General features: G+C 70.2%; 17 protein-coding genes and 1 pseudogene. 8 read left to right on the top strand and 10 right to left on the bottom strand.

All coding sequences use genetic code 11. The annotated features are described in order from the left end of the window. The coding region (locus B0W88_RS19015) for a DUF3857 domain-containing transglutaminase family protein (RefSeq protein ID WP_144006850.1) at positions 1-2134 on the bottom strand (2134 nt) is incomplete at its 3' end. Between the two features lie 50 nt (positions 2135-2184). Then, positions 2185-3561 (bottom strand): adenylosuccinate lyase, encoded by a 1377-nt coding sequence (gene purB, locus B0W88_RS19010; RefSeq protein WP_077036208.1) that lies wholly within the window; start codon positions 3559-3561, stop codon positions 2185-2187. Positions 3562-3831: 270 nt separating this feature from the next. Between purB and B0W88_RS19005 the strand changes: the two genes are divergently transcribed. Further along, entirely contained in the window at positions 3832-4461 is a 630-nt protein-coding gene (locus tag B0W88_RS19005; protein ID WP_077036207.1) for a glutathione S-transferase family protein, read from the top strand. Here the strand turns inward: B0W88_RS19005 and B0W88_RS19000 are convergent. The 3 genes from B0W88_RS19000 to B0W88_RS18990 form a co-directional block, all read right to left on the bottom strand. After that, positions 4404-5105: a response regulator transcription factor gene (locus tag B0W88_RS19000; protein ID WP_144006849.1), complete on the bottom strand. Its 702-nt coding sequence runs from the start codon at positions 5103-5105 to the stop codon at positions 4404-4406. The genes B0W88_RS19005 and B0W88_RS19000 overlap by 58 nt on opposite strands. Positions 5106-5221: 116 nt before the next feature. Beyond that, positions 5222-5593: a VOC family protein gene (locus B0W88_RS18995; RefSeq protein WP_077036205.1), complete on the bottom strand. Its 372-nt coding sequence runs from the start codon at positions 5591-5593 to the stop codon at positions 5222-5224. Between the two features lie 69 nt (positions 5594-5662). Next, positions 5663-7306 carry an FMN-binding glutamate synthase family protein gene (locus B0W88_RS18990; RefSeq protein ID WP_077036204.1) on the bottom strand — a complete coding sequence of 548 codons (1644 nt, stop codon included), beginning with the start codon at positions 7304-7306 and terminating at the stop codon, positions 5663-5665. Positions 7307-7399: 93 nt separating this feature from the next. Here B0W88_RS18990 and sppA point away from each other — a divergent pair, with 93 nt between their 5' ends. Continuing rightward, complete coding sequence (gene sppA, locus B0W88_RS18985) at positions 7400-9295, top strand: signal peptide peptidase SppA (protein ID WP_077036203.1); 1896 nt, start codon at positions 7400-7402, stop codon at positions 9293-9295. A gap of 9 nt (positions 9296-9304) precedes the next feature. On the opposite strand, the gene B0W88_RS18980 is transcribed toward sppA, so the two are convergent. Next, positions 9305-10327 carry an aldo/keto reductase gene (locus tag B0W88_RS18980; protein WP_077036202.1) on the bottom strand — a complete coding sequence of 341 codons (1023 nt, stop codon included), beginning with the start codon at positions 10325-10327 and terminating at the stop codon, positions 9305-9307. Positions 10328-10431: 104 nt separating this feature from the next. Between B0W88_RS18980 and B0W88_RS18975 the strand changes: the two genes are divergently transcribed. Beyond that, entirely contained in the window at positions 10432-11394 is a 963-nt protein-coding gene (locus tag B0W88_RS18975; protein ID WP_077036201.1) for a LysR family transcriptional regulator, read from the top strand. Here the strand turns inward: B0W88_RS18975 and B0W88_RS18970 are convergent. The 3 genes and pseudogenes from B0W88_RS18970 to B0W88_RS18960 form a co-directional block, all read right to left on the bottom strand. Then, on the bottom strand, positions 11345-12490 hold the full coding sequence (locus B0W88_RS18970) for an ABC transporter permease (RefSeq protein ID WP_077036200.1): 1146 nt from the start codon (positions 12488-12490) through the stop codon (positions 11345-11347). The genes B0W88_RS18975 and B0W88_RS18970 overlap by 50 nt on opposite strands. 73 nt (positions 12491-12563) lie before the next feature. Continuing rightward, positions 12564-13313 (bottom strand): annotated as a pseudogene (gene ccmA / locus B0W88_RS18965) (heme ABC exporter ATP-binding protein CcmA); the annotation flags it as partial. Continuing rightward, entirely contained in the window at positions 13310-14269 is a 960-nt protein-coding gene (locus B0W88_RS18960) for an HlyD family secretion protein (protein ID WP_077036199.1), read from the bottom strand. The pseudogene ccmA and the gene B0W88_RS18960, both read right to left, overlap by 4 nt. Positions 14270-14443: 174 nt before the next feature. Between B0W88_RS18960 and B0W88_RS18955 the strand changes: the two genes are divergently transcribed. The 5 genes from B0W88_RS18955 to B0W88_RS18935 all read left to right on the top strand — a co-directional run bounded on the left by B0W88_RS18955 (position 14444) and on the right by B0W88_RS18935 (position 18611). Continuing rightward, entirely contained in the window at positions 14444-15547 is a 1104-nt protein-coding gene (locus B0W88_RS18955; protein ID WP_077036198.1) for an ABC transporter substrate-binding protein, read from the top strand. Between the two features lie 123 nt (positions 15548-15670). Further along, positions 15671-16804 (top strand): homoserine O-acetyltransferase, encoded by a 1134-nt coding sequence (locus B0W88_RS18950; RefSeq protein WP_077036197.1) that lies wholly within the window; start codon positions 15671-15673, stop codon positions 16802-16804. Continuing rightward, positions 16801-17385: a methionine biosynthesis protein MetW gene (gene metW / locus B0W88_RS18945; RefSeq protein ID WP_077036196.1), complete on the top strand. Its 585-nt coding sequence runs from the start codon at positions 16801-16803 to the stop codon at positions 17383-17385. Before B0W88_RS18950 ends, metW begins: the two co-directional genes overlap by 4 nt. A gap of 26 nt (positions 17386-17411) precedes the next feature. After that, the gene (locus B0W88_RS18940; RefSeq protein WP_077036195.1) at positions 17412-18206 is read left to right on the top strand and encodes a transporter substrate-binding domain-containing protein; all 795 of its coding nucleotides are present in this window, start codon (positions 17412-17414) and stop codon (positions 18204-18206) included. A 33-nt stretch (positions 18207-18239) separates the two neighbouring features. Next, positions 18240-18611, top strand: a complete 372-nt coding sequence (locus tag B0W88_RS18935) for a VOC family protein (RefSeq protein WP_077036194.1) — start codon at positions 18240-18242, stop codon at positions 18609-18611. 12 nt (positions 18612-18623) lie between these two features. On the opposite strand, the gene B0W88_RS18930 is transcribed toward B0W88_RS18935, so the two are convergent. Then, on the bottom strand, positions 18624-19579 hold a 956-nt coding region (locus B0W88_RS18930), incomplete at its 5' end, for an MORN repeat-containing protein (protein ID WP_198937877.1).

Below are 19579 nucleotides of genomic sequence, written 5' to 3'. Positions count from 1 at the left end.
CGGCCACCAGCAGGCGCATGCGGGCCGCGCCCTGCTCGGCCGTCGTCACCTTGACGCTGCCCCGGCCGACCGAGTCGGCCAGCTCGCCGGCGGACTTGCGCAGCGCGGCGATCTGCGCCGGCGACAGGGCCGGCACCGTCAAGGTAGCGCCGAGGCGGGGCCAGACCTTGCCGAGCTGTTCGCGGTAGGCGTTCCACCTGCCGGCGGGCAGCACCTCGGCCTTCAGGTCCAGCTCGCCGTCGATCTGCTGCGAACGCGGCGCCGCGGCATAGCGCAGGTGCAGCGCGAACTGGTCGTTGACCTCGTCGAAGCGGCTGCTGGCATTGGCGCCGGGCGTGAAGCTCTCCTCGAAGAACTCGTAGCGCAGCGTGTAGCGGTAGCGGCCGGTGGCGCCGATCTGCATGGCCTCGGCGCGCGGGGTCTGGTTGGGCAGGCGCAGCGGCACGGCCAGGTCCAGCAGCGCGAAGTCGCCGGCGAGGTTGCGCTTGTCGGGGAAGCGCCAGTAGTCGGCGCCGGTGCCGAAGTTCAGCGTCACCTTCACGGCGTTGCGGCCCTCGACCTCCTCGATCAGCGCCTGCCCCTGCTGGCGGAACGAAGGATAGGCGCGCGAGATCTCGCCGATCAGCGCCTTCTGCAGTTCCTCGGCGGGCATGCTGTCGCGGGCGGCGCGCAGCGATTCGGCCAGGTCGCCGTGGTAGGTGGTGACCGATTCGAACGTGCCTTCCTCGGCCAGCTTCGGGAAGCGCATCGTCGCCACCGTCTCGCTGCGCAGCGCCTCGCGGGCCGGCGGCATCGGGCTGAGCGAGTTCACGTCGGCACGGGCGAGCAGGCCGCGGTCCAGGCCCCAGGACTGGCGCGTGGCCGGCGCGCCGCTCTGCTGCGAGCGGGTGCCGTCCAGCCACAGGGTCAGGTCTTGCCCGGGCAGGCGCACGGCAGCGATCGCATGGTCGAAGGCCAGCGGGCTCGGCAGGCGGCCCTGCACCGACTCGCGCAGGTAGGTGGACACCAGCACCGGCGTGGCCTCGATGTCCAGGCGCTTGAGCAGGTTCACCAGCAGCGCGGCCTTGTCCTTGCAGTCGCCGAAGCGCTGCTTGAGCACCGTGTCGGCGCTGGCCGGCTGGTGCGAGTTGGCGCCCATCTCGGTGCCGAAGTAGCGGATGTCGCGCTGCACGAAGTCCAGCGCCAGGCGCAGGCGTTCTTCCGGCGCCTCGGCCTTCGCACGGATGGTGTCGGCTTCGGCCGCCAGCGCGCTGCTGTTGCCGCCCTCGGCCGAGGCGAACAGCTGGCGCGCCCAGGCGGCCACGTCGGCCCAGTCGGCGAACTCGCTCAGCTCGATCTGGTCGGCCATGGTCTCGGCCACCGGCAGCAGCGGGTCGTAGTGGAACTGCGGCACCGCCCGGCGGCGCCAGGTGCTTTCGCGCAGGCCGTCCCTGGTGGTCTGTTCGCTGAACTCGATCTTCAGCGCTTCGCCCTTGTCGCGGTGGCGGATGTTGCGCGCCGCCGGCGCCAGCAGCCGGAAGTTCACCAGGCCCACCGGCCCGAGGCTGGCGCTGGTCCATTCCTGGTCGACATAGCGGCCCTTGAAGACCGGGTTGTCGCCGACCAGCGAGGCGGCCCACTCGATGCGGTCGCCGGCGCGCAGGTCGTCCAGCACGATGGAGGCCGTCATGCGGCCGTCCACCATCTGGCGCTCCAGATTGGTCTCGCGGTGCAGCAGCTTGACGATCCTGCGGTCGGCCAGCTTGTCGATGCGCTTGCCGTCACGCCAGATCTCCAGCCGGTGGAAGACGAGGCGCTGGTAGGACGGATCGAACTCGAGCTGGATCTGCGAGCCGTTCTGCAGGCCGGCGCTGTCCCGGATCTGGCGGATCGCGTGCTGGTAGCGCCAGGTCTGCGCGGCCTCGGCGCCGACGCGGGTCTGGTGGTCCATCAGCAGCACCTGGACCGGCGCGGCGGGCAGGGTGATGGACGCATCGGCCGCCAGCGGCTGCACCCAGGCGGGCGCCGGGGCGACGGTGTAGCCCTCGGCGGGCGCCGCCGCCTTGGGCGCAACGGGCGGCTTGGTCGCAGCGCTTGCCGCGAATCCTGTTGCCAGAGCCAGGGCGCACAGGCAGCGCCGCATCAGTGAAAGCATCCGATCCCCGCTCATCTCATCATTTGAGCGGGGAGTTTAGGAGAGCTTCGTCAGATCTTGCGCGCGAGGCTTTCCGCGCGGCCGATGTAGCTGCCGGGGGTCAGGTCCATCAGGCGGGCCTTCTCGGCCTCGGGCAGCTCCAGCGTGCCGATGAATTCGCGGATCGCTTCCTGCGTGATCGCCTTGCCGCGGGTCAGCTCCTTCAGGCGCTCGTAGGGGTTGGGCAGCGCGTAGCGGCGCATCACCGTCTGGATCGGCTCGGCCAGCACTTCCCAGGCGGCGTCGAGGTCGGCGGCCAGCGCGGCCTCGTTGATCTCGAGCTTGTCCAGGCCCTTGAGCAGCGAGTCGTAGCCCAGCACCGCATAGCCCAGCGCCACGCCCATATTGCGCAGCACCGTCGAGTCGGTGAGGTCGCGCTGCCAGCGGCTGATCGGCAGCTTCTGGCTCAGGTGGCTCAGCAGCGCGTTGGCCAGGCCGAAGTTGCCCTCGGCGTTCTCGAAGTCGATCGGGTTGACCTTGTGCGGCATCGTCGACGAGCCGATCTCGCCGGCCTTGGTGCGCTGCTTGAAGTAACCGAGCGAGACATAACCCCAGACATCCCGGGACCAGTCGATCAGGATCGTGTTGGTGCGGGTCACCGCGTCGAACAGCTCGGCCATGTAGTCGTGCGGCTCGATCTGGATCGTGTAGGGGTTGAAGCTCAGGCCCAGCGGCCCCTCGATCACGCGCTGGCTGAAGGCTTCCCAGTCGTGCTCGGGCCAGGCCGACAGGTGGGCGTTGTAGTTGCCGACGGCGCCGTTCATCTTGGCCAGCAGCTTGACGTCGGCGATGCGCGCGCGGGCGTTGCGCAGGCGGGCCACGACGTTGGCGATCTCCTTGCCGACGGTCGTCGGGCTGGCGGTCTGGCCATGGGTGCGCGAGAGCATCGGCACGGCGGACAGCGTGTGGGCCATGTCGGTCAGCTTGGTGACGATCTTGTCGATCGTCGGCAGCAGCACTTCGGCGCGGGCCGCCTTCAGCATCAGGCCGTGGCTGGTGTTGTTGATGTCCTCGCTGGTGCAGGCGAAGTGGACGAACTCGCCGGCCGCCTTCAGCTCGGCATTGGCCTCGAAGCGCGACTTGAGCCAGTACTCGACCGCCTTGACGTCGTGGTTGGTCGTCTTCTCGATCTCCTTGATCGCCTGGGCGTCGGCCTCGGAGAAGCGGGTCACCAGGCTGCGCAGCAGGCCACGGCCGGCTTCCGACAGCGGCTTGAACTCGGCGAAGCCGCAGTCCGACAGCGCGATGAACCACTCGACCTCCACCTGCACGCGGCGGTGCATCAGGCCGTACTCGGACAGCAGCGGGCGCAGGGCGGCGACACGCGAGGCATAGCGGCCATCCAGCGGCGAAAGGGCGCTGATGCTGGAGAAGGGAGCGACGTTCATGGGCGGGGTCTCGGGCTGGGTGGCGCTGGGATCAGCACTAGGGCTAACCCGTGATTTTAGCGGCTTGACCCGAGCAAGCAGGAACGCGCGCAGTAGTCTGCCGGCGTGACGCCGGCATGGCAATCCTCGGAGCGGGTGCCGCGGCCCGCTTGTGTCGGCCGCAGCAGACAGCGTCGCACATGCGGGATGGCACCCCGGGCGATGGCTAGAATCGATCGCAACCCTCCCGACCTGATCCCCAGCCGGCCCGCCCGGCGACGACTAGACACCATGAAACTGATCGGTTCCCTCACCAGTCCCTATGTCCGCAAGGTGCGTGTCGTGATGGCCGAGAAGAAGCTCGACTATCAGTTCGTGCTGGAAGACGTCTGGGGCAGCGATGCCATCCTGAAGATGAACCCGCTGGGCAAGGTGCCCTGCCTGGTGATGGAAGGCCAGGACTCGATCACCGGCGCGGTGTTCGACTCGCGCGTCATCTGCGAGTACGTGGACACGCTCTCGCCGGTCGGCAAGCTGATCCCCGAGCGGGGCCGCGAGCGCACCGAGGTGCGCACCTGGGAGGCGCTGGCCGACGGCGTGATGGACGCCTCCATCCTCGCCCGGCTGGAGCAGACCTGGACCGGCCGCGCCGACGTGGAGCGCAGCTCCGCCTGGGTGGAGCGGCAGATGACCAAGGTCCATGCCTCCATCGCGGCGATGGGCGCCGGCCTCGGCGAGCGCAACTGGTGCTCGGGCAACCACTTCTCGCTGGCCGACATCTCGGTCGGCTGCGCGCTGTCGTACATGGACTTCCGCTTCCCGTCGATCGACTGGCGCACGGCCCAGCCGAACCTGGCGAAGCACTACGAGAAGCTGGCCGCGCGCCAGAGCTTCATCGACACCGAGCCGCCGGCCGCCTGAGCCGCAGGCAGCGGCTGGCGCGCATGCAGCCGCGCATAGATGCGCCACAGGCGCTGTTCGATCTCGGCCGGCTGCAGCAGCCAGCGTTCGCCGATCTCCGGCAGCAGCCAGCCCTGGGCGAGCAGGCTCAGCAGGTGCTGCTCGGCCATGCTGAGGCCCGCGCCGGTGGGGCCCAGGTCCTGTCCCGCCGTGGGCAGTTGCGCGGCCGCCAGGCGGCTTCGCTGCACGCCGAAGGCGGCCAGCGCCTGCTGGGCGATGCTGGCGGTCATCGGGGCGCGCCGGTCGGCCAGCCGGCGCAGGCCATCGGCCAGGCCCTCGCCATCGCCGGTGTCGGCGGCATAACTGTCAGCTCCCGCTGACAGCGCATCGAACAGCCGCAGGTCCTCATTGCTGCTGGACAGCAGCAGCATCTGGGGGCGGCGGCCTGCCCAGCCGCGCATCTCATAGGCGAGGCGCGTGGCATGGCCATCGAGCAGGCGCAGGTCGCAGGCCACGATGTCGGGCCGCAGCGCGGCGATCGCCTCGCCGGCCTCGCGCACCCGCTCGCCCTCTCCACAGACCCACCAGCCCGCCAGGCGCATCACGGCGGCACGCGACTTTTGCAGGGCTGGCCGGCAGCGGCGCAGCAGGAAAACGGAAGGCATCGAGGGCTCGGGGGCGGCCTGGATGCCGCTCAACTTTGACGTTAGGGATTTTGCGTGCCGCTGCCGGCATCACAACCCCGCGAGCGGGCGGCTGCTCCCCCCTGCCTCCAGGATGGTCAGGCCGTCATCGAGTGCAGCGCGATGCGGTTGCCTTCGCTGTCGAGCACGATCGAGCGGAAGCCATGCGGCCCGATCTTGTGGCTGGGCTGCAGCACCTTGCCGCCGTTCGCGCCCGCCGCCGCCTCGGCCGGCGCCATGCGGCCCTCGACGTTGAGATAGACCAGCGGGCCGTTGGAGCAGGGCTTGTTGTCGTCGCTGGGCAGGTAGAGGCAGCCGGCCACCTCGTCGCCGCTGTGCGGCAGCAGGCCGAAGCGGAAGCCCGGGCCGCTCTCGACCCGCACCGGCTCGCCGAACACGGCGCTGTAGAAGGCAACCGCGCGGTCCAGGTCCAGCACGGGGATGTCGATCCAGACGAAACGATGGCTCATGGTGAAGGTCTCCTTGGAGCCAAGAATACGACCGTGCCGGCGCGACCGTACGCAGGAAACCCCGCAGTCTCAGGACGGCATCGCGAGGGCGCCTTGAGGCGCGAAACTCGATGCATCCGCCAGCGGCCAGTAGACCTCGAACACCCGCGTCGTCAGATTCCCGGCCAGCAGCGAGCCGGGCAGGATCGTCGGCAGGCAGTTGGCGAGCTGCCGCACCTCGTGCTTGCCGGTGCGCTGCACGATGTGGGCCGCGGTGATGTCGCCCGGGTGCTCCAGGCCGGCGGCCTGCACCAGCTCCTTCAGCGCCTTCAGCGTCTCCTCGTGGAAGCGGAACACGCGCTCGGCCTTGTCGGGCACGACCAGCGCGCGCTGGCGGCCGAGGTCCTGGGTGGCGACCCCCGTCGGGCAGTGGCCGGTATGGCAGCTCTGCGACTGGATGCAGCCCAGCGCGAACATGAAGCCGCGCGCCGCGTTGCACCAGTCCGCGCCGAGCGCCATCATCCGCACGATGTCGAAGGCGCTGACCACCTTGCCGGCGCAGCCGATCTTGACCTTGTCGCGCAGGTTCAGGCCCACCAGCGTGTTGTGGACCAGCAGCAGCCCTTCCTGAAGCGGCGCGCCGACATGGTCGGTGAACTCCAGCGGCGCGGCGCCGGTGCCGCCCTCGGCGCCGTCGACGACGATGAAATCAGGCGTTATGCCGGTCTCGATCATCGCCTTGGCCATCGCGAACCATTCCCAGGGGTGGCCGATGCACAGCTTGAAGCCGGTGGGCTTGCCGCCGGACAGCTCGCGCAACTGCTCGATGAACTGCATCATCTCGACCGGCGTCCTGAACGCGCTGTGGGCGGCCGGCGAGATGCAGTCCTCGCCGATCTTCACGCCCCGCGCGGCGGCGATCTCGGCCGTCACCTTCGGGCCCGGCAGCACGCCGCCGTGGCCGGGCTTGGCGCCCTGGCTCATCTTCAGCTCGATCATCTTGACCTGCGGGTCGATCGCGGCCTCGCGGAACTTCTCGGGGCTGAAGCTGCCGTCGAGGTTGCGGCAGCCGAAGTAGCCGGAGCCGATCTCCCAGATCAGGTCGCCACCGTGCTTGCGGTGGTGGACGCTGATCGAGCCCTCGCCGGTGTCGTGGGCGAAGCGGCCGCGCGCGGCGCCGGCGTTCAGCGACATGATCGCGTTGGCCGACAGCGCGCCGAAGCTCATCGCCGAGATGTTGAAGATGCTGGCCGAGTAGGGCTGGGCGCGCGCGCCGCCGATCAGGATGCGGAAGTCGTGGGTGGGCAGCGAGGTGGGCATGACCGAGTGGTTGATCCACTCGTAGCCGTTGGCGCCGGTGTCCAGCTGGGTACCGAAGGGCCGCTTGTCGGGGTCGCCCTTGGCGCGCTGGTAGACCAGCGAGCGCTGCTGGCGCGAGAAGGGCGCGGCCTCGTTGTCGTTCTCCAGGAAGTACTGGCGGATCTCCGGCCGGATGAACTCCAGCAGGAAGCGCACATGGCCGATGACCGGGTAGTTGCGCAGGATCGAGCGGCGCGTCTGCCGCGCGTCCATGAAGCCCACCAGCGTCAGCCAGCCGAACAGCAGCAGGCCCCAGGGCGCCATCTCGCCGGCCAGGAAGGCGGTGCCAGATACCAGAGCCAGCAGCGCGCACAGCAGCCAGGTCGAGTAGCGGATCGGAAAGAAGTCGTCGATGCGTTGCAGCCATGACGGCATGGCGGTCCCCTTGTAGTTCTGCGCCTCTCTGTGGCGCCGGGATGATGCTGCACAATCTTTGCGCCGGCAACCAAACAACAGCCAGGGAATCCGATGAGCCTCAAATCCGTGTTCCGGCCGATCGGCTGGTTCTTCTCCCGCACCTGGTGGCTGCTCGACGGCCTGCGCCGCGCGATCCTGAACCTGCTGCTGCTGATCGTGCTGGTGATTCTCGTGGTCGCCATCGTGCGCCACGGCCCGAAGCCGCTGCAGCCCAAGACCGCACTGGTGTTGAACCTCGGCGGGCGCCTGGTGGAGCAGTACGCCGGCAACGCGCGCGACCGTGCGATGGCCGAACTGCGCGGCGAGCACGTGCCGGCGCAGACGCGGCTGCGCGACGTGCTGCGCGCGATGGACGCCGCCACCACCGACGACAAGATCGGCCTGCTGGTGCTGGACCTGGACGACTTCGACAGCGCCGGCCTCTCCGGCCTGCACGAGGTGGCCGCGGCCGTCGACCGCTTCAAGGCCGCCGGCAAGCCGGTGCTGGCCTACGGCGACGGCTACAGCCAGCGCGGCTACTACCTCGCCGCCCGCGCCAGCGAGATCTACATGCACCCGATGGGCAGCGTGCAGCTGGCCGGCTTCGGCGGCTACCGCACCTACTACAAGGACGCGCTGGACCGCCTGGGCATCAGCGCCAACGTGCTGCGCGTGGGCACCTACAAGAACGCGGCCGAGCCCTATTTCGCCAACGGCCCGTCCAAGGCCACGCTGGAGGCCGATGCGGCTCTTTACGGCGAGCTGTGGAGCGGCTTCACCAGCGCGATCGAGACGGCACGCAAGCTGCCCAAGGGCCGCATCGATGCCGACATCGCCGCGCTGCCGCAGCAGCTCGCCGCGGTGAAGGGCGACACCGCCCAGCTGGCCCTGCAGCAGAAGCTGATCGACGGTGTCAAGACCCGCGACGAGATGCGCGAGCTGCTGATGCAGCGTGGCGCCAAGAGCGATGACGGCAAGACCTACCGCCAGGTCTCGCTGGCCGGCTACCAGGGCCACGTCAAGCCGGAGCTGAACACCACCTCGCCCGACTACGTGGCGGTGGTCGTCGCCGAGGGCGGCATCAGCGACGGCGACGCCGGCCCCGGCAAGATCGGCGGCGACTCCACCGCCCGCCTGGTGCGCCAGGTGCGCGAGGACGAACATGCCAAGGCGCTCGTGCTGCGGGTCAACTCGCCGGGCGGCAGCGCCTTCGCCTCCGAGATCGTGCGGCGCGAGGTGGAGCTGCTGAAGAAGGCCGGCAAGCCGGTCGTGGTCTCGATGGGCGACGTGGCAGCCTCGGGCGGCTACTGGATCTCGATGGCCGCCGACCAGGTGATCGCCGATCCCGGCACCATCACCGGCTCGATCGGCGTCTTCGGGATGCTGCCCACCGCCGACAAGCTGCTGGACAAGCTCTCGCTGCACACCGGCGGCACCACCACCACCTGGCTGGCCCAGGCCTACGATCCGCGCCGCCCGCTGGACCCGCGCATGGCCGAGGCGGTGCAGCTGGGCATCAACCACATCTACGACGAGTTCACCGAGCGCGCCGCCGCCGCCCGCAAGAAGCCGGTTGCCGAGATCGACGCCGTGGCCCAGGGCCGCGTGTGGACCGGCGCGCAGGCGCTGGAGCGCGGCCTGATCGACCGCACCGGCAGCTACGAGGACGCACTGAAGGCCGCGGCCAAGCTCGCCAAGCTGGACGACGGGAAGAGCAAGCCGCGCATCGTCTACATCGAACGCGAACCGAGCCGCAGCGAGCGGCTGCTCGCGGGCCTGAGCGACGTGCTGGCGCCGGCGATGGTCGACGCGATCGGCGCGCAGCTGGGCGTGCCCGCGCTGCCCAAGCTGCCGCCGGTGCTGCAGCAGGCCGGGCAGGACCTGGCCTGGCTGGCCGAGCTGGGCCAGGCCAAGGCGGGCGGGCGGCCGTTCAACACGGTGGTGCACTGCCTCTGCGCGGCGCCCTGACGAGGACCTTCACTCGGAGACCGGCAACGGCGCCTGCGGGCTGACAAGCGCCGCGGCGCGCAGCTCGCGCCAGAAATCCGCCGGCACTAGCGCCTCCAGCGCCGCCCGGTCCTCGGCGATGCGGCCCGGCTGGCTGGCGCCGGGGATCACCGCCGCCACCGCCGGATGAGCCAGCGCGAACTGCAGGCCGGCCGACTTCATCGACACGCCATGGCGATCGGCGATGGCCTTGATGCGCGCCACCTTGTCGAGGATCTGCGGCGTGGCCGGCGCGTACTCGAAGTTCGGCCCGCCGACCAGCGCGCCCGAGCTGTAGGGCCCGCCGACGACGATGCCCAGGCCGCGGGCCTGCACCTCGGGCATCACCCGCTGCAGCGCGCGCTCATGGTCCAGCAGCGTGTAGCGGCCGGCGAGCAGGAAGCCGTCGGGCCGCGGACCCTGCAGCGCCAGCAGCAGCTCGATCGGCTCCACCCGGTTGACGCCCAGGCCCCAGGCCTTGATGACGCCCTCGTCGCGCAGCCGGTCCAGCGCCTTGAACGCGCCCTTGCGGGCGTTCTCGAACACGCCCAGCCACTCGTCGCCGTAGAAGTCCTGGGCCACGTCGTGGACCCAGACGATGTCCAGCCGGTCGGTGCGCAGGCGCTTCAGGCTGTCCTCGATCGAGCGCAGCGTGGCGTCTTCCGAATAGTCGTTGACGATGCGGTTGGGGCGGCCATGGCGGAACACATCACCCTTCTCGCCGAGGTCGCGGGCGGACACGTCCTCCACCTCGTCTTCCAGCACCAGGCGGCCGACCTTGGTGCTGACCACATAGCTGTCGCGCGGCTTGCCGGCCAGCGCCTCGCCCATCCGCAGCTCGGCCAGGCCGGCGCCGTAGAAGGGCGCGTTGTCGAAGTAGCGGATGCCGTCGTTCCAGGCGGCGTCGACGGTGGCCTGCGCCTCGGCCTCGGGGATGGCGCGGAACATATTGCCCAGCGGCGCGGTGCCGAAACCGAGCTTGCCGGGGAGAAGGGTCTTGAGCGTGGAAGTCATCGATAAAGCTCCGTGAAAGTTGATGGAGCGAATGATGGAGATCGGCCAATGATTCAGCCAATTTATTTGCTCGATTCCAGTTATTCACGTGGCAATATGACTGGATGCGCTACGACCTGAACCTGCTGCCGGTCTTCGTCACGCTGATGGAGGAGCGCAGCGTCACCCGCGCCGCCGAGCGGCTGGGCATCACGCAGCCGGCCCTGTCCAATGCGCTGACCCGCCTGCGCACGATGCTGCAGGACCCGCTGTTCGTGCGCGAGCGCTACGGCATGCAGCCCACCGCCAAGGCCGAGGAACTGGCGCCGGTAATCGCCGCGGCGCTGGCGAGCCTGGACGAGCTGGTGCTGGGCCAGCAGGCCTTCGACCCGGCGAAGGCACAGCGGCAGATCACCATCGCGCCGAACAGCTATGCGGAGTTCGCGCTGGTGCCGGCCATCGTCGCGCGCCTGCGCCGGGAGGCGCCGGGCATCGCGCTGCGGCTCACGCCCTACGGCACCGACCTGGCCGAGACCGGCGTGATGTCAGGCACGACGGCGCTGGCGCTGGGCCGCTTCACCGATCCGCCGGAGAACCTGGTGGTGCAGCACCTGGGCGAGGACGGCCTGGCCTGCATCGTGCGCGCCGACCATCCGAGCGTCACCGGCCCGCGCATCACCAGGAAGCAGTTCGAGCGGCTGAAGCACGTCAACATGCTGCCGCCGGGGCGCCTGCGCGTCGGGCTGTTCACCGCGCTGCAGAAGCAGGGGCTCAAGCGCGACGTCGCGGTGTCGGTGACGCACTTCCTGGCGATCCCGGAGATGGTGGCGGTGACCGACTACTGTGCGACGCTCCCGCGGCTGATCTGCAAGCGGCTGCAGGGTGATACACGGCTCAAGGTGCTGCCGGCGCCGGTCGATCTCGGCAGCTTCCCGATCGAGATGGGCTGGCACGCCCGCTACCGCAATGACCCGGCGCACCGCTGGCTGCGGGCGCTGGTGGCGGAGGTGGTGGCGGAGGTCGCGGCCGACCGGCCGATCAATCCAGCGTCTGCCGATACCGCCTCATCGCCACGCCGCCGGCGATGAGCAGGAACAGCAGCATCGGCCACAGCTCGGGCCACAGTTCGGGCCAGCCGTTGCCCTTGAGCATGATGCCGCGCACGATGCGCAGGAAGTGGGTCAGCGGCAGTGCCTCGCCGATCACCTGCGCCCACTCGGGCATGCCGCGGAAGGGGAACATGAAGCCGCTCAGCAGCATCGAGGGCAGGAAGAAGAAGAAGGTCAGCTGCATCGCCTGCAGCTGGTTCTGCGCCAGCGTGGAGAAGGTGAAGCCCACGCCGAGGTTGGCCACCATGAACACGCCGATCATCGCCAGCAGCAGCAGGAGGCTGCCGATCATCGGCACCGAGAACAGCGCCCAGGCGGCGATCATGATCACGCCCAGCTGCACATAGCCCAGCACCACGTAGGGCAGGATCTTGCCGATCATCACCTCGAAGGGCCGCACCGGCGTGGCCAGCAGGTTCTCCATCGTGCCGCGCTCGCGCTCGCGGGTCATGGCCAGCGCGGTGAGCATCACCATCGTCATCGTCAGGATGGTGCCGATCAGGCCGGGCACGATGTTGTAGCGCGACAGGCCCTCGGGGTTGTAGCGGCGCTGCAGGCGCAGCTCGAAGGGGTCGGGTCTTGCCTGCAGCTTCGCCAGCGGACCCTGCAGCTCGCGCGCAAGGCCCTGGGCGCCGAGCTGCTGCAGCGCGGCCAGCGCGTTGCCGGCGGCGGCGGGGTCGGTGGCGTCGGCGGCCACCAGCAGGGCGGGGCGCTCGCCGCGCACCAGGCGGCGGCTGAAGTCCGGCGGGATGACGACGGCGAACTGCGCGTCGCCGCGCGCCAGCATCTCGTCGGCCTCGCGCTCGCCGATGCCGCTCTTCACGATCTTGAAGTAGCCGCTGGTCTGCAGCGTGGCGACGAGGCTGCGCGCAAAAGCCCCGCTGTCGGCGCTGACGACCACCGTCGGCAGGCCCTTGGGATCGGTGTTGATCGCGTAGCCGAACAGCACCAGCTGGATGATGGGCACGCCGACCGCCATCGCGAAGGTCAGCTTGTCGCGCAGCATCTGCTGGCATTCCTTCAGGAAGACGGCGAAGGTGCGGGCCCAGGAGAAATGGCTGCGGGGGCTAGGCATCGAAGTTGTCCTTGGCCTGGCCGATCAACTCGACGAACACGTCCTCCAGATTCTTCGCGCCCTTCACCTGCTCGATCAACTCCTCCTGCGTGCCATGCGCCAGCACCTTGCCATAGGCGATGTAGACCAGCTCGTCGCAGCGCTCGGCCTCGTCCATGTAGTGGGTGGAGACCAGCACCGTGATGCCCTCGCCCGCCAGCTGCTTGATCTGGTCCCAGAACTCGCGGCGCGCCTTCGGGTCGACGCCGGCAGTGGGCTCGTCCAGCAGCAGCAGCTTCGGCGTGTGCAGCAGGCAGGCGGCCAGCGCCAGGCGCTGCTTCCAGCCGCCGGACAGGGAGCCGGCGAGCTGCTTCTCCCGCGTCTTCAGGCCCAGGCGTTCCAGCGCCTCGTCGACGACCCTGGCGCGGTCCTCAAGCTCGAACAGCCGGGCCACGAACTCCAGGTTCTCGCGGATGGACAGGTCCTCGTAGAGGCCGAACTTCTGCGTCATATAGCCGACCTGGCGCTTCAGCTCCAGCTGCTGGCGGCGGAAGTCCAGGCCCAGGCAGCGGCCCTCGCCGCCATCGGGGGTCAGCAGGCCGCAGAGCATGCGCATCGAGGTGGTCTTGCCGCTGCCGTTGGGGCCGAGGAAGCCGACGATGGTGCCGGTGCGCACCTGCAGGTCCACGTTGTCCACGACCTTGCGGCCGTTGAAGCTCTTGCTGAGGCCCTTCACGTCGATCGCGAGTGCGTCAGCCCCTCGTCCGGCGGGTACGCCGGCCGATCCCTCGGGGGGATGCGAGCTTGCTTGGGGCGGCCCGGCGCTGCGCTCGCTGTCACTCATGGCGACAACACATCCAGCGGCTGCCCCGGATGCAGCTTCACCGCCTCCTGCGCATCGACCGGCCGCGCCTCCACCAGGAACACCAGCTTGGCCCGCTGCTCGTTGGAGTAGATGACCGGCGGCGTGTATTCGGCCTGCGCCGCGATGAAGGTGATCTTCGCCGCGATCGGCGCGCCGCAGCCGTCGCACTGCAGGCGCACCGCCTGGCCCGTCTTCAGGCCGCCCAGCTGCGTCTCGGGCACGTAGAACCGGGCCTTGCGATTGGCCGGCGGCAGCAGCGCGACGACCGGCTGGCCGGCCTCCACCCACTCGCCGGGGCGGTAGAACACGTCGGTGACCGCCGCATCGGACGGGGCCAGCTGCTGCTTCTGCTGCAGCCGCCACTCGGTCTGAGCGCGGCCGCTCTCGGCGGCGGCGGCCAGCGCGCGGGCGGACTCGCGCTCGTCGGCGCGGGCCGGCAGCTTCGCCGTGGCCAGCGCCGCCTGCAGCTCGTTCACCCGGGCCAGCGCCTGCTGCTGCGCCAGCGCCTGGTCGTCCACCTGGGCCGGCGCGATGAAGCCCTGGCTGGCCAGGCCTTCGCGGCGGCGCAGCTCCGCGCGCGCCTGCTCGGCCTGGGCGATTGCCTGGCGCAGCTGCGCCTGCGTGACGGCAAGCTCCTCGCGGCGCTTGCCCTTGTCGGCATCGGCGGCCTGGGCCTGGGCGCTGAGCGCGCGGGCCCGGGCCTCGGCATCGGCGGCGCGTTCCAGGCCGGCGTCGAGCGTGAACAGGCTCTGCTGCGCCTTGACCGCATCGCCGGCAGCGACCGCCAGCGTGGCCAGGCGCCCGGCCACCGGCGCGGCGATGTAGACGGTCTCGCCCTCGGCATAGCCGCTCCAGCCGGGCGGCGGCGCCTTCTGGCAGGCCGCGAGAAGCAGGAGCGGCAGGACGGCCGCAGCTCTGGGACGGAGGTTGCGCATGGTGGTGGCTGCTTGCTTGCTGTTCGAGTTCTGGGAGGCCTCGCCGCCCTGCCGGCGGCAAGCGGCTTGCCCGGCCGGCCATTCTGGCGCGAACCGGCCGCGGCGGATTGACGCTCTCCGCCCGGCAGGCCTATCCTCGTCCACCGCTGACGCTCAGATAACGGGTTACCTGCGATGCACGCCTGCGACCGACGACGCGCGCTGCTGCAATGCGGCGCCACGCTGGCGCTCGGCGCCGGTGGACGCCTGGCCCGTGCCGGCCGTCAGCCCCGCGTGGTGTTCCTGAACCCCGGCGAGCAGCAGGAGCGCAACAGCGGCCCGCTGTGGCCGCTGATGGCGCGCTCGATGCAGGACGCCGCGCAGGGGCTCGGCATCGAGCTGGAAGTGCTGTACGGCGAGCGCGACCCGAAGCTGCTGCAGCGCAACGCCGCCGCGCTCGCCGCCCGCGCCCGGCAGCCCGACTACATCGTGCTGGTGAACGAGCAGCTGGCCGGCGAGGGCCTGCTGGAGCGCTTCGCCCCGCTGCCCGCGCGGCTGGTGCTGGTCCATGCGGACCTGACCGCCGAGCAGCGTGCGCGCACCGGCAACGAGCGCGGCCGCATCGGCAACTGGATCGGCACCTTCCTGCAGGACAACGAACGCGCCGCGCACCGCGTGGTGGCCGAACTGCTGCGCAGCGTCGAGCCGGAGCCGCCGCGGGTGCTGGCCATCGCCGGCGACCCGCTGACGCCGGTCTCGCTGGAGCGCACCCGCGGCCTGCAGAGCTGCCTGGACAAGGGCAGGCGCGGCGAGTTGCTGGCGCTGGTCAACTCCGACTGGAGCCGCGGCGGCGGCGAAGCGCGGGCGCGCGAGCTGCTGGCCCGCCACCCCGAAGCCAATGTGATCTGGGCCGCCAACGACAGCATGGCCCTGGGCGCGCTGGAGGCGGCGCGACAGCTCGGCCGCAGGCCGCGCGTCGGCGGCATGGGCGGCTGGACCGAGGCGCTGCAGAGCATCGCCGGCGGCGGCATGACCGCCACGGCCGAGGGCTACCTGCTGATCGGCGGCCTGGCGCTGCTGCGCATCCACGAGCACTTCCATGGGCGCGACTTCGTCGACGAGGGCGGCCCGCGGCTGATGTTCGACTACCTCAACGTCGTCACCCGCGAGCGCTTCGGCGAGGCACGCCGCGTCGTCTACGGCGGCGCCCAGCCGCTGAACTGGCGCGCCGCCTCGCGGGTCTACAACCCGGCCGTGGGGCCGCGCTCGATGCGGCTCAAGGAATTGACGAGCAGCTAGAATCCCGCCGATCCAGCGCCGATTTTTCTGAATTGCGGGCGCTATAGAAATTCCGCTAAAGAGGCGAAGGAACCGGTTCCCGCGCTTTTGGCGGAACCGGTTTTTTCATTGGAGCAGCACGCCATGGCCAGCCTTGGTCACGTCAAGCCACAGACCCTTCATTTCGACGCGCCGCTGCCGCTGCGCAGCGGCGCCACGCTGTCGAACTACGACCTCGTCTACGAGACCTACGGCACGCTCAATGCCGCCCGCTCCAACGCGATCCTGGTCTGCCACGCGCTCAACGCCAGCCACCACGTGGCCGGCACCCACGAGGGCGTGGAGAAGAGCGAAGGCTGGTGGGACAACCTGATCGGCCCCGGCAAGCCGCTGGACACCGACCGCTTCTTCGTCATCGGCGTCAACAACCCCGGCTCCTGCTTCGGCTCGACCGGGCCGATGCACGCGAACCCCGCGACCGGCAAGGCCTATGGCGCCGACTTCCCCGTGGTCACCGTGCACGACTGGGTGGACGCCCAGGCCCGCTTGCTGGACCGGCTGGGCATCGGGCAGCTGGCCGGCGTGCTGGGCGGCTCGCTCGGCGGCATGCAGGCGCTGGACTGGTCGCTGCGCTATCCGGAGCGGCTGCGCCACTGCATCGCCATCGCCACCGCGCCCAGCCTGTCGGCGCAGAACATCGCCTTCAACGAGGTGGCCCGCCGCGCCATCATCACCGACCCCGACTTCCACGGCGGCCACTTCTACGAGCACGGCCTGGTCCCGAAGCGCGGCCTGCGCGTGGCGCGGATGATCGGCCACATCACCTACCTGTCCGACGACGTGATGGAGCAGAAGTTCGGCCGCCAGATGCGCGCCAGCGAGCTGGGCTATTCGACGCAGGACATCGAGTTCCAGATCGAGAGCTACCTGCGCTACCAGGGCGACAAGTTCAGCGAGTACTTCGACGCCAACACCTACCTGCTGATCACCCGCGCGCTGGACTACTTCGACCCGGCCAGCGAGCACGGCGGTGACCTCAGCCGCACCTTCGCGGCGGCGCGCTGCAAGTACCTGCTGGCCAGCTTCACCACCGACTGGCGCTTCTCGCCGGCCCGCTCACGCGAGATCGTCAAGGCGCTGCTGGACAACCGGCTCGACGTCTCCTACGCGGAGATCGATGCGCCGCACGGCCACGACGCCTTCCTGCTCGACGACCCGCGCTACCACGGGGTGCTGAAGGCCTATTTCGAACGGATGGCGAAGGAGTGCGCGGCATGAGCGCGAGCGGCGTGATGGAACAGATCGCGGCGCTGGTGCCGCACGGCGCGCGGGTGCTGGACCTCGGCTGCGGCACCGGCGAGTTGCTGCACCATCTGCAGACCACCAAGGGCTGCACCGGCTACGGCGTGGAGCTGGACGACGCCAACCTGCTGGCCTGCGTGCAGCGGGGCGTCAACGCGATCCAGCTGAACCTGGAAGAGGGCCTGTCGATCTTCGAGGACCAGAGCTTCGACGTGGTACTGCAGCTGGAGACGCTTCAGCACCTGCGCAATACCGAGCTGATGCTGCGCGAGACCGCGCGGGTCGGCCGCATCGGCATCGTCAGCTTCCCGAACTTCGCCCACTGGCCCAACCGGCTGCAGGTGCTGTTCGGCCGCATGCCGGTGACCCGCGTGCTGCCCTACGAGTGGTACGACACGCCCAACATCCGCGTCGGCACCTACGCCGACTTCGAGGTGCTGGCGCGCAAGAACGGCCTGCGCGTGCTGGACAGCTTCGGCATCCAGGACGGGCGCCCGGTGCGGGTGCGGCCCAACCTGCTGTCGAGCATGGCAGTATTCAAGTTCGACAGGGGCTGAGGAAGCCACAGACAGGGAGGCGGGACATGGGCGGCTGGCTGGGCGCGCTGGCGCTGGCGACGACGCTGCTGCTGGCACTCGATGCACCGGCCGTGGCCGGCTGCTCCCGGCCGATCGCCGTGCCGATCGCGCCCTCGGGCCGCCTGGCCTTCGTCGGCGCCGACGAGCAGGTGCTGGGCGTCTACCCCGACCTGCTGCGCCAGCTCGGCAGCCGCATCGGCTGCCATTTCCACATCACGGCGATGCCGCGCGCCCGGCTGGAGATGGAGTTCAACGCCGGCCGGCATGCCGACCTGCTGATCTCGGCCACCCGCACGCCGGAGCGCGACCGCAGCGGCGAGTTCGTGCCGCTGTTCCGGCAGCCGTTGGTCATCGTCACCCGCAACGCCGGCAAGGCGCCCGTCGTGCCTGACAACCGGGCCGCGCTGGTGCAGGGGGACTGGCGCATGGCGGTGCAGCGCAGTTTCCACTTCAGCCCCGAGTACCGCTCGCTGGTGGCCGAGCTGGAGGCGGCGGGGCGTGTGGACCCGGTCAACGACCTGGACGCCGCCGCGCGCATGCTGCGGGCCGCCCGCGTGGACTTCGCGCTGATGTCGCCGCCCCAGGCGCAGGCGATCGCCGGCGCGGACCTGGTGTTCCGGCGCTTCGAGGGCCTGCCGCTGATGGAAGTGGGCCTGTACCTGTCGCGCACCAGCCTGGGCGGCCCCGAGCGCGCCCTGCTGAAGGAGGCGCTGGGGCGCGCGGCCCGCGAGGGCCTGGTGCGGCAGGCCTTCCTGCACCACTACCCGCCGCAGGTGGTGGAGCTGAACCTGCCGCTCTAGACTGGCAGCCCCCACTCACCGGAGACAAAAGCCATGATCGGCTACACCACCCTCGGCACCAACGACCTGCCGCGCGCCGCGGCCTTCTACGACGAGCTGTTCGGCGTCATCGGCGTCAAGCGCCTGATGGACTTCGGACGCGGCTACGCCTGGGGCGCCAGCATGGACAAGCCCGGCTTCGGCGTGATGAAGCCCTTCGACGGCCAGGCCGCCACGGTCGGCAACGGCGTGATGGTGGCGCTGGTGGTGGACAGCAAGGCCAAGGTCGACGCGCTGCACGCCAAGGCGCTGGAGCTGGGCGGCTGCTGCGAGGGCAAGCCGGGCGCGCGCGGCGAGGGCTTCTACGCGGCCTACTTCCGTGATCTCGACGGCAACAAGCTGAACGCCTTCTACGTGGGTGCCTGAACGGGCCGCTGCTTATTTCTTGTCGCGCTGGTCCGGGGGAATGTCTTCCTTGCGGATCAACGCCCCGTCCTCGGTCCGCTCGTCGTTCTTGAACTCGCCCTGCCAGCGGTCGCCGCTGGCCCAGGTGAAGACGCCGTAGCCCTGCTTGCGGCCGGCAACCCAGCTGCCCAGGTACTGGTCGCCTGACTTCCAGCGATACAGGCCCTCGCCGTCGGCCACGCCGTTGTTGAAGCCGCCTTCGTAGACATCGCCCGAGCCGAACTGCATCCGCCCCTTGCCCCGCGGCACGCCGTCGACCACGGGGCCGTCGTAGCGGTTGCCGTTGACGAACTTCAGCTGGCCGCGGCCGTTGGGCTGGTCGCGGTCCCATTCGCCTTCGTAGCGCTGGCCGTTGGTCCAGGTGTAGGTGCCGCGGCCCTGCTTGAGGCTCTGGCGGATCTGGCCCTGGTAGACGTCGCCGGAGGCATAGCGCATGCGGCCCTCGCCGTCGGGGATGCCGTCGACGACGCTGCCCTCGTAGGCATTGCCGTTGGCGAACTTCACCTCGCCCTGGCCGGTGGCCTTGTCGCGCACCCAGTCGCCGCTGTAGCTCTGGCCGTTGGCCCAGGTCAGCGTGCCGCGGCCGTGGCGCTCGTTGCGGATCAGCGGGCCTTCGTAGACGTCGCCGTTGGCCCATTCGACGCGGCCGGTGCCGCTCAAGACCTGACCCTCCTCGCGCACGAACAGGCCCTTGTAGCGGGTGTCGCCGGTGCGCACGTCGAGTTCCTTGGTGGCTGCGGCCGGCGGCGGGGCAACGACCGGCTCGGCGGCAGGCGGCGGTGCCGATGCAGGCAGCGGCTCCGCTGCGGCGGGCCTGGGCAATGCGGGCTTGGGCGCGGCCGCCACGACCGGGGCGGCTGCCACGCCGCCGGCGGCCGCTGCAGCGCCGGCGATCGCGGCCGTCTTGCCCGGCGCGGGCGCGGCGGGCA

This window comes from Pelomonas sp. KK5 (assembly GCF_001984095.1).
Lineage (GTDB): Bacteria > Pseudomonadota > Gammaproteobacteria > Burkholderiales > Burkholderiaceae_C > KK5.
This window is presented reverse-complemented; position numbering and strand designations above follow the sequence as displayed.

Bases quoted from the DNA above. Each gene is read 5' to 3' on its own strand.
- B0W88_RS18940 (WP_077036195.1), top strand. From the start codon at position 17,412: ATGGGCGGCTGGCTGGGCGCGCTGGCGCTGGCGACGACGCTGCTGCTG.
- B0W88_RS18995 (WP_077036205.1), bottom strand. From the start codon at position 5,593: ATGAGCCATCGTTTCGTCTGGATCGACATCCCCGTGCTGGACCTGGAC.
- B0W88_RS18955 (WP_077036198.1), top strand. From the start codon at position 14,444: ATGCACGCCTGCGACCGACGACGCGCGCTGCTGCAATGCGGCGCCACG.
- B0W88_RS18970 (WP_077036200.1), bottom strand. From the start codon at position 12,490: ATGCCTAGCCCCCGCAGCCATTTCTCCTGGGCCCGCACCTTCGCCGTC.
- B0W88_RS18990 (WP_077036204.1), bottom strand. From the start codon at position 7,306: ATGCCGTCATGGCTGCAACGCATCGACGACTTCTTTCCGATCCGCTAC.
- purB (WP_077036208.1), bottom strand. From the start codon at position 3,561: ATGAACGTCGCTCCCTTCTCCAGCATCAGCGCCCTTTCGCCGCTGGAT.
- B0W88_RS18980 (WP_077036202.1), bottom strand. From the start codon at position 10,327: ATGACTTCCACGCTCAAGACCCTTCTCCCCGGCAAGCTCGGTTTCGGC.
- sppA (WP_077036203.1), top strand. From the start codon at position 7,400: ATGAGCCTCAAATCCGTGTTCCGGCCGATCGGCTGGTTCTTCTCCCGC.
- metW (WP_077036196.1), top strand. From the start codon at position 16,801: ATGAGCGCGAGCGGCGTGATGGAACAGATCGCGGCGCTGGTGCCGCAC.
- B0W88_RS19005 (WP_077036207.1), top strand. From the start codon at position 3,832: ATGAAACTGATCGGTTCCCTCACCAGTCCCTATGTCCGCAAGGTGCGT.
- B0W88_RS18960 (WP_077036199.1), bottom strand. From the start codon at position 14,269: ATGCGCAACCTCCGTCCCAGAGCTGCGGCCGTCCTGCCGCTCCTGCTT.
- B0W88_RS19000 (WP_144006849.1), bottom strand. From the start codon at position 5,105: ATGCCTTCCGTTTTCCTGCTGCGCCGCTGCCGGCCAGCCCTGCAAAAG.
- B0W88_RS18950 (WP_077036197.1), top strand. From the start codon at position 15,671: ATGGCCAGCCTTGGTCACGTCAAGCCACAGACCCTTCATTTCGACGCG.
- B0W88_RS18935 (WP_077036194.1), top strand. From the start codon at position 18,240: ATGATCGGCTACACCACCCTCGGCACCAACGACCTGCCGCGCGCCGCG.
- B0W88_RS18975 (WP_077036201.1), top strand. From the start codon at position 10,432: ATGCGCTACGACCTGAACCTGCTGCCGGTCTTCGTCACGCTGATGGAG.